Genomic DNA, 7477 nt, shown 5'->3' on the forward strand with positions numbered 1-7477 from the left:
TGGCCCCACTACTCGGGTGGCGAGGTTGGCGTCCGGCGAACTAGTACGTTTTATGCCCGAGGCGCTCGAAGGGATGCTACGTCAGGCGCGCGAGGGTTTTGTTGTGATGAACATCGAGCACCTCAATGTTTATCCACCGTTCGCACGCTGGTCGGACGGCGAGATCCGCACGCTGGATGACGGGGAGAAACAGATCTATCTCTTCGGGGAGCCAATCGAGCAGTACGTAGCCACTGCAGATGTTCCCGATCCCTTTGGCTCCGCGCCTGATGTCGATATTGCACCCTTTGAGGGACACATCAAGGCTTCGATTGAAGCCGAACCGAGAAATTTTGATCAGGATACTTGGGCCTCAGTTCGCGCGGAGTCACCGCTGCCGATCAAAGAGGTTAGCAAATGGTCGGCTCTACCTCCACTAGAGTGGCTGCTCGCCATCCCAGTGATCTGGGGGTTGAAAAGGTTCGCTGGCAGCTTTCTCGACAGGTTGGGATCCTTGTCGGCAGAAGGATTGGCCTCATGGATACGCAACTCTTCTCAACGATCCCTTGACGCTCAGAGAGACCGATACCTAACCATCTCGATGGAATTGGATGGGTATCGATGGGTTCGTGGGTTTGTGCCGTTTGGACCCGACGACGACGAAACAGTAATCAAAGAAGCGCTAGACTCCGCAGGGTATCTAGCTGAAGTCGCGGGTCTACAGAATGAGGGAGCTACGCAAAACGCACAGCAGATTGCATACGTGTTCGACGGCCTGGAGTGGCACCTTGCATGGTTCATCCGAGATGGCGTCGCCTACCAGACGCGATACTTTGCGGATCACATGCCACAGCCGGAGAGGTTCCTCGGTCAGCCGTACCTACCGGACGGCGTCGAGCAACAAGAGATACCAGGCGATGAGAGTTGAAGAGTCATAGTCCCAGATAGTCAAGGGGTCGCCAAGCGAAGGGAAGCCTCGTCGGCCAGAGTTTTGAAGTGACGCCAAGACCACATGTACGACGGGTCGTCCTTAGCCTTCTCCTCTACCAGTAACAGAAAGTGTTTCCGCAACTCGACGTACACCACACCCCACTCGTCGATAAACAAATTCTTTTCGATATATCCTTGTTTCACATATAGGGCGGCAAAATCTAACATTGACAGTGCGCGGCTCACGATTTCGTAGTCATTGTGTCGCTCGATGTAGAGCTGACGAACGTCGAAAAGTGAGTGCACTTCGCGGGTTAGTATTCGACGCCCGCGCATAACATCTTGATCTAACAAACGTTCGTGCATTTTCAAGAAGAGATCCCGTCGATCGAGAACCCTTCGCTCCCGCAGCGTAAAAATGCTTACACCAAGAGCAAGGATGGAGATAGCCATGGACACGACCGATACGTACATTGGCACACCCTTCTGACATATCCTCTATAAAAGGATGCCATCGGCCTAACCTTCAGGTCCCATTAGGCGGAGATCCAGCAACACATGCTCATCTGCTGCGACACGCAGTCATCGGTCTGTCGGGGTCCAGCCCATCCACACTGGCAGGGTCGTGCTGTCGCGCCTGCGGCCGGCTCAGCGCCCTATCTGCCTTCGCGGAGATCACGAGGGGGGCGGCACCCTGACAGGCATGGCTCGGCCTGCTGGACATGGAAGCTCGTGTGGCTGCGTTGGAACCGAAGTCCTACGCCTTGCCGGGACTGTTCTTCGGATTAGCCGTCAGCTGGTTGAGCAACTCCACGGTGGCTGCAGAGTTATTCGTGATGTGGGTGAGCAAGGTGTTGGTTTTCTGCTGTTCCTTCAGCAGCTTCTCTAGAAGCAACGCAGTCGTCAGATCGTGGTTGACCATAAGGTGCCCTTTCGTCATTGGAACTCTGGCATCACTGCAACTGACACCATAGCGTCGCATCTTGAGCGGCAACCTACTCCGCCAACCGAGATCACGAGCTGTTCGGGAGAGGGCGCTCGGTACGCTGGTGGCATGACTCAGCCTGACGATCTAGAAGCTCGTGTGGCTGCACTGGAGACCGAGGTCCGGCAGCTCGCTGATCGTGTTCGCCACAGTGAGCAGGACGCGGCAGCAGCGCGGGTGCTGGCCGGAGGAGCTGACCGTGACGTCGCTGAGATCCGCGGAGAGATCCGGGACTTCCGCCAGGCCACCACGTCCAGCTTCAATGCGACACGCGAGGACCTGAACGACCTCCGCAGCCAGATGCAGCAGGGGTTCAGCGAGACGCAACAAGGGTTCGCCGAGATGCGCGGCAAGCTCGACGCCACGGCCGCTGGTCAGCAGCAGATCGTCAACTTGCTGAACACACTCATCGGCCAAGGTGGACAACAGGACGACCAGTCCCCGTAGACCAATCCTCCCGCGTCGGTGTCACGTCCGGCATCCATCCAGGTACGGCCGACACCGTCGGTAACTGCGGCAACTGCGGTAACCATGCAGGTCACACCACATGTTGATCAGTAACCGTATCGGTAACTAGCACACCCCTATCGGTAACCTGATCTTGAAGCGCTACGTCACGCCTAGACCAATCCCTATCTTGCGCGTCCTTCCCATGCCGGGAGAGCCGCGCAAGCGGCTAGACCAATCTGCGCCATACTTCACGACACATCCGGCGCATGCCACGCCAACCAAGATCAGGTTACCGATCCATCGGTAACCGCGGAACCATCGGTAACCGCTCTACCAGCGAAGTTACCGAGGTTACCGCAGTTACCGACACCCAGCGCTCTCCCGCTGCGCGCGGGGACGAGTAGATCAACTACTCAACGCGGCTCTGCCGTCACGAACGTGCCACGGCCATGAACCACGACCACCAAGCCCTGTTCGACCAGGCTCGCGATGGCACGACGGACCGTAGCCCGAGCAACGCCGTACACCTCGTCGCCAAGAGCCTGTTCGGACGGCAGCCGACTGTTGGCAGGAAGCGCACCGCTGTCGATGTCCGCCGCGATGTCGTCGGCGATCTGCTGCCAGACGAACCGAGGTCCCTCATGGTCAATCCGGTCAGCTCGGTTACCCCATGCCATACGGCCACAGTAGACACCCTCCTACCTGCACATACGATCCTCTTCGTATATAGACGTCTATAGACGTACACTGCCGTACATGACCAAGCAGGTCCCGCCATCGTGGGTTGCTCTTACACATGACCCGCCGAGTGTCCACTTCGAGGACGAAGCGTGGCTTGTGTGTCCGTTGAACGGCTTCGACTGTGCCCGTGTGCCCCGCGACCGGTTCGGCGAGGAGTGGGCCGCCGACGTCATGGCCGTCCACGTAGCGATCAGTCATCGCCGCTGGAGCTAGGCGGTACTTCAGGGGATTGTCGTGATACATGGGCCTCTCCCCAGTCGAACGTTCGCGGGCCTCTGGAAGCAGGCTCCTGAACCGCTCGGATCGGCGACGATGCGCACCAGTTCAAAGCCGCGTGCTAGGTAGTACCTGTGCAATGCGGTGTTGGAACGCCAAGCGTCCAGCCGAATCCAGTGGCGACCACAATCAGTTGCCCGCCCCCCCACCCAGTCAAGCATTGCTGATCCGAGTTCTTCACCGCGACCCGACTCCTCTATGACCATTCGATGAACGTACAACGCGTCATCTGGTTGGTCTTCCGGTGGCCACAATTGAGGATCAGCGTCGGCGTCGACAGTGATTGTCCCGATTATTGAATCGTCCCGCTGTGCCAGCCAGCAATTTCCAGCTTCAACGGCCGCTTCAATGTTGTACATTTTTACTGGGTATTGCCACTGATCCGAACCACGATTCCGCAGCCAATCGGCCGATCTCTTCCACATCTCGGCTACGACGGCTATGTCATCTGCGGTTCGTGCTTTTCGTAGTGCAACAGGTGCGGTCACTCGTTGATTCCCTTCGGATGGATCCGTTCGTAGAGGATTACGTGCCGATCTCCTGGCAGCACGAAGATGTCGACACGGACCACGCGGTCATCGGCCGTGTAGCCGGTCACGTAGTGTACTGCCACGGGAGTACCTTGATTCAAGCCAAGACGCTGAGCTTCCTTCGGGGTCGGCATCCGAATGTAGAACTCATCGATAGCGCGTACTTCGTCGCCGATCATGTCCTCAACGAGACGATTGGAGCCGCGCGGAATATCCGCTGGGCTCATGATCGGCGTGTCCTTCACCAGGTCATGCAGGTAGTAGGTGTCATTGATGTTGAACGGTTCGCCGTCAACGCTTCTGACCCGCTTCCGGGCGACAACCGGTGTCCCGACTTCGACACCGAACCGCTTTGCCACAAACTCGTTTGCTTCCTCCACGGCTACTTCAATCGTCTGCGACGGCTTCCGACCCTCCTTTGAAAGAAAGGACATGAAACGGTCCATAGTTGTGGAGATGCGCGGTTCGTTCTCCTGCTGTGGCCGGTAGACCATCGGTCGATGTTCGCGAACGACGCGACCTTTGCCCGGTTGTGACGCGATCAACCCCTCTTGCTGAAGTCGATCAAGCGCGCGGCGCACCGTGACCCTGCTGACGTCGTACCGGTTGCCCAACTGCGCCTCCGAGGGCAACAGGTCGTTGGGCTTCAGGGCTCCAGCCTGAATCTGTTCTCGCAGGTCATCGGCCACCTTGTCGGTGAGGGTAGACACCTGACATCGGCTCCTCTCGGAACTGGGTTGTTGACAGACCAAGCATACCTGTTGCAACATGTGCTTGCACTTGTTGTAACAGGTACATCATCTAGACCGACTGGAGGCGAGATGGAAGCGGACGAGATGTCCGACCTGGAGCTGTTGGCTTCAGCTCTTGAGGACGCGATGGACGCGTACCAGGCCGGGAAGGTCCTGGGGCCGGCGCTGGACCCAGCGGCGTTCGCTCGCGCGGCGCGACGTGCGCGTCACCGAGACGTGGCGCGTCTGCTGCGATCGACTGTTGTGGGTGATGCAGCGTGATCACCAACCACCGAACCGCTGTCCGCGCAACGTCACTGAGTGAACTCCTGGGCATCGACGCACAGGCCACCGAGTGGATGCGAGACGCCCTGTGTGCGCAGACCGATCCGGAGGCGTTCTACCCGGACGAGCACGGTTCTGTGGCGCCAGCCAAGGCGGTGTGCGCGGTGTGCCCGGTGCTTGCTGAGTGCCGTGCCTACGCCCTGGAGACCGGCCAACGGTTCGGCGTGTGGGGCGGCCTGAGCGCTCATGAGCGCCAGCAGATCCGCACCGAAGCCGCCACGGCGGATCGGTGGGTGGCCTGATGTGGGACAACCTGATCACGATGGTCGGCACGCTGGTAGCCACGCTGTCCGGCTGTCTGCTGACGGGCATGGCGCAAGCGCGGGTGGCGCGTAGCGAGCGTCGCGAGACGCGGTGGGACGCGCGCCGTTCCGAGGCGTTGGCTGCGGTCACGGCGCTGGTGTCGGCGCTGGCGGATCATCGTCGCGCGATGTGGGTGCTGGAAGACCTGCAGCTGTCCCACGCGGACTCGGCAGTGGTGGCCGGCGCTCTTGAGGCCAGCCACGTCACCCGGTCGGCCTTGACCGCGCCGTTGACGACGATCCGCATCCTCATCCCCGCCCTGGCTGGTCCGGCACGGCAGGCCACGCAGGCCACGTACGTGATGCGCAACGCCCCTGACCACGCCACGCTCGAAACCCTTCGCCAGGAGGCGCTGAACGCCAGTGACCGCCTGGAGGAGGCGGCTGCCGAACTGTTCGCCGCTGTCGGTGGCGTGCTGGAGGTGGCGACATGACCACCCTGCCCAACTTCGAGTTCACCCGACCTGGCGACCCTTCCGCCAAGAAAACCCACCAGGTCGGGGCTCCCAACCACCTGCAAGGAAGTGGAGAGACCCTGATGGTAGGCAACAGCCCGAACCCGCGCACAGGGTCGAACGGCCCACTGGTCACGTGGGTGTTCGAACGGGTCAACCTGGAGTCGCACCGATTCCTGTCCGTGGATGACCACGGCCGGTTCACGGTCTCGCTGGACCGTCTGGCGGTGCTGGTCGCCGAGATCGTCATCGAGCACACGGCTGACCTGAACTCGCGACTGGACGCGGCAGAAGGCGTCATCGGCCAGTTGAAGGACGACCTTCGCGCCGCTCAGGGTGGGGTGGTCTGAGATGCGCACGTTGGTGATCACGGCCGTGATCGTGGCCCTTCAGTGGGTGCTGATTCACCTCTACCCGGAGCCGCAGTGGGTGTTGCTGACCCTGACGGTCCCGGCGCTGGTGCTGGCGTTGTCGCTGAGCGGCGTCGCGCGTCTGCTGGCCCGGTGGAGTGCGGGTGGTCGGCGATGAGCGCTACGGACGTGCTGTCCCGGTTCGGGACGTGGGCGCTGGTCAGGTTCGTACTGGCGCTGTTGGTGTTCGTGCTGCTGCACCTGGTGCGGCTGCCCGTCGTTCTGCTGGCCGTGGTGCTGGCAGGCGCAATGTCGCGTGTAGACCACGCGGTCACCGCCGCCGTGTCCAGTGAGCCGGGATGTGTTGCGGGGGAGGGAATCCGATGAGCAAGAACGAGCTGGTGACGCGCCAGGCTGACCCGGTCTCCCTCAACGCGGGTGTACCGGAGCGGGCTACGCGGGTGGCGTCTTGGGTCGGCTGGCACCTGTTCGAGATCACGGGCGTGACCGTGCCGACCGTGTTCGCGGTGTCGGTGACGCCGTGGTGGTGGCTGGTGTCCGGTGTGGTCGGTGTCGGCTGGACCGCGAACGAGGTCCGTTTGCGGAAACAGGCCGCGATCCGGGCTGGACGAGAGGTTCCGGCCACTGTGGAGCAGTCCGCCGCAACAGGTTCCGGTGAAGCGTCCAGCGTAGACGGCAAGCGTGTTGGGGGTGCGCAGTGAACTGGCAGGAGCAGAAGCGGTTGAACGAGGCCGCGCGAGCAGAGCAGAAGCGTCAGGACGCGGTGACCGCCGCACAGGTGGAGCAGATCCGCACGCGTATGCAGGTTGAGGCCGCGCAGACGATGGCCGCGCAGCAGGCGGAGCAGGAGCGCCTGAACCGCGCCGACCGCGAGCGGCGGAAGAACGAAGCGCGTGACCGGCGCAAGGCGTGGTGGAAGGGCCTGCGCGCGTGGGCCACGGCCCACATGGTGGATCTGCTGATCTACCCCCTGGCCATGGTGTCGGCCGTGATGGCGGTCCCGGCCATGGCCGCGTTCGGCCACGAGGTGTACGGCACGGCGGCCGGCTACGCCCTGCCGGTCATCACCGAACTGGGCATGTGGGCGTTCGCGTTCGCCGTGCACGTCGTCCGCCACCTCAGCGAGCGGGATGGGGCGGACCGGCCGGTGTGGGCATTGCAGCTCGGCGTCTGGTCGTTCGCCACGGTGGCGGCCGGGCTGAACTTCCTACACGGCACCACCAGCAGCCCCTTGGGTGCCGGTGTGACGGCCGGTGTGGTGATGGCCGTGGCCAGCGTCGCGGGTGTGATGGCGCACCAGCTCGTGACCGCCGCACCCCGCCGTGGCAGGGCCGACCGCGAGGCAGCGCGGATCGAGCGCCGCGCCGTGGCCAAGGTGGCGA

Annotated in this window: 15 protein-coding genes and 1 pseudogene; 11 read left to right on the plus strand and 5 right to left on the minus strand. The window is 61.9% G+C overall.

The window, feature by feature from the left end; all coding sequences use genetic code 11:
* Positions 1-52 precede the first annotated feature (52 nt).
* Entirely contained in the window at positions 53-907 is an 855-nt protein-coding gene (locus tag ACJ73U_RS29425) for a hypothetical protein (protein ID WP_407780981.1), read from the plus strand.
* Positions 908-927: 20 nt separating this feature from the next.
* Here ACJ73U_RS29425 and ACJ73U_RS29430 read toward each other — a convergent pair whose 3' ends face one another.
* Together ACJ73U_RS29430 and ACJ73U_RS29435 are read right to left on the minus strand one after the other, a co-directional pair.
* Positions 928-1362 (minus strand): hypothetical protein, encoded by a 435-nt coding sequence (locus tag ACJ73U_RS29430; RefSeq protein WP_407780982.1) that lies wholly within the window; start codon positions 1360-1362, stop codon positions 928-930.
* Positions 1363-1666: 304 nt separating this feature from the next.
* Positions 1667-1903, minus strand: a complete 237-nt coding sequence (locus ACJ73U_RS29435) for a hypothetical protein (RefSeq protein ID WP_407780983.1) — start codon at positions 1901-1903, stop codon at positions 1667-1669.
* A gap of 60 nt (positions 1904-1963) precedes the next feature.
* Here ACJ73U_RS29435 and ACJ73U_RS29440 point away from each other — a divergent pair, with 60 nt between their 5' ends.
* On the plus strand, positions 1964-2341 hold the full coding sequence (locus tag ACJ73U_RS29440; protein ID WP_407780984.1) for a permease: 378 nt from the start codon (positions 1964-1966) through the stop codon (positions 2339-2341).
* A gap of 416 nt (positions 2342-2757) precedes the next feature.
* On the opposite strand, the gene ACJ73U_RS29445 is transcribed toward ACJ73U_RS29440, so the two are convergent.
* Positions 2758-3021, minus strand: coding sequence for a GntR family transcriptional regulator (locus ACJ73U_RS29445; RefSeq protein WP_407780985.1), 264 nt, complete (start codon positions 3019-3021; stop codon positions 2758-2760).
* A 79-nt stretch (positions 3022-3100) separates the two neighbouring features.
* Between ACJ73U_RS29445 and ACJ73U_RS29450 the strand changes: the two genes are divergently transcribed.
* Positions 3101-3298 carry a hypothetical protein gene (locus ACJ73U_RS29450; RefSeq protein WP_407780986.1) on the plus strand — a complete coding sequence of 66 codons (198 nt, stop codon included), beginning with the start codon at positions 3101-3103 and terminating at the stop codon, positions 3296-3298.
* A gap of 8 nt (positions 3299-3306) precedes the next feature.
* Here ACJ73U_RS29450 and ACJ73U_RS29455 read toward each other — a convergent pair whose 3' ends face one another.
* A complete protein-coding gene (locus ACJ73U_RS29455) occupies positions 3307-3786 on the minus strand; it encodes a GNAT family N-acetyltransferase (RefSeq protein WP_407780996.1) in 480 nt (159 codons plus the stop codon).
* Positions 3787-3845: 59 nt separating this feature from the next.
* On the minus strand, positions 3846-4601 hold the full coding sequence (locus ACJ73U_RS29460; RefSeq protein ID WP_407780987.1) for a GntR family transcriptional regulator: 756 nt from the start codon (positions 4599-4601) through the stop codon (positions 3846-3848).
* Between the two features lie 111 nt (positions 4602-4712).
* Here ACJ73U_RS29460 and ACJ73U_RS29465 point away from each other — a divergent pair, with 111 nt between their 5' ends.
* From ACJ73U_RS29465 to ACJ73U_RS29500, 8 genes and pseudogenes are all read left to right on the plus strand, one after another.
* Positions 4713-4904, plus strand: coding sequence for a hypothetical protein (locus tag ACJ73U_RS29465; RefSeq protein WP_407780988.1), 192 nt, complete (start codon positions 4713-4715; stop codon positions 4902-4904).
* Entirely contained in the window at positions 4901-5209 is a 309-nt protein-coding gene (locus ACJ73U_RS29470) for a WhiB family transcriptional regulator (RefSeq protein ID WP_407780989.1), read from the plus strand. The genes ACJ73U_RS29465 and ACJ73U_RS29470 overlap by 4 nt, the downstream gene beginning before the upstream one ends.
* On the plus strand, positions 5209-5703 hold the full coding sequence (locus ACJ73U_RS29475; protein WP_407780990.1) for a protein kilB: 495 nt from the start codon (positions 5209-5211) through the stop codon (positions 5701-5703). Before ACJ73U_RS29470 ends, ACJ73U_RS29475 begins: the two co-directional genes overlap by 1 nt.
* Positions 5700-6074: a hypothetical protein gene (locus ACJ73U_RS29480; protein WP_407780991.1), complete on the plus strand. Its 375-nt coding sequence runs from the start codon at positions 5700-5702 to the stop codon at positions 6072-6074. Before ACJ73U_RS29475 ends, ACJ73U_RS29480 begins: the two co-directional genes overlap by 4 nt.
* 1 nt (position 6075) lies before the next feature.
* The gene (locus ACJ73U_RS29485) at positions 6076-6252 is read left to right on the plus strand and encodes a hypothetical protein (RefSeq protein WP_407780992.1); all 177 of its coding nucleotides are present in this window, start codon (positions 6076-6078) and stop codon (positions 6250-6252) included.
* Positions 6249-6461, plus strand: coding sequence for a hypothetical protein (locus tag ACJ73U_RS29490; RefSeq protein WP_407780993.1), 213 nt, complete (start codon positions 6249-6251; stop codon positions 6459-6461). Before ACJ73U_RS29485 ends, ACJ73U_RS29490 begins: the two co-directional genes overlap by 4 nt.
* Positions 6458-6796 (plus strand): hypothetical protein, encoded by a 339-nt coding sequence (locus ACJ73U_RS29495; protein ID WP_407780994.1) that lies wholly within the window; start codon positions 6458-6460, stop codon positions 6794-6796. The genes ACJ73U_RS29490 and ACJ73U_RS29495 overlap by 4 nt, the downstream gene beginning before the upstream one ends.
* A pseudogene (locus ACJ73U_RS29500) lies at positions 6793-7477 on the plus strand (hypothetical protein); the annotation flags it as partial. The gene ACJ73U_RS29495 and the pseudogene ACJ73U_RS29500, both read left to right, overlap by 4 nt.

This window comes from Actinophytocola sp., from assembly GCF_045807065.1.
GTDB lineage: Bacteria > Actinomycetota > Actinomycetes > Mycobacteriales > Pseudonocardiaceae > Actinophytocola.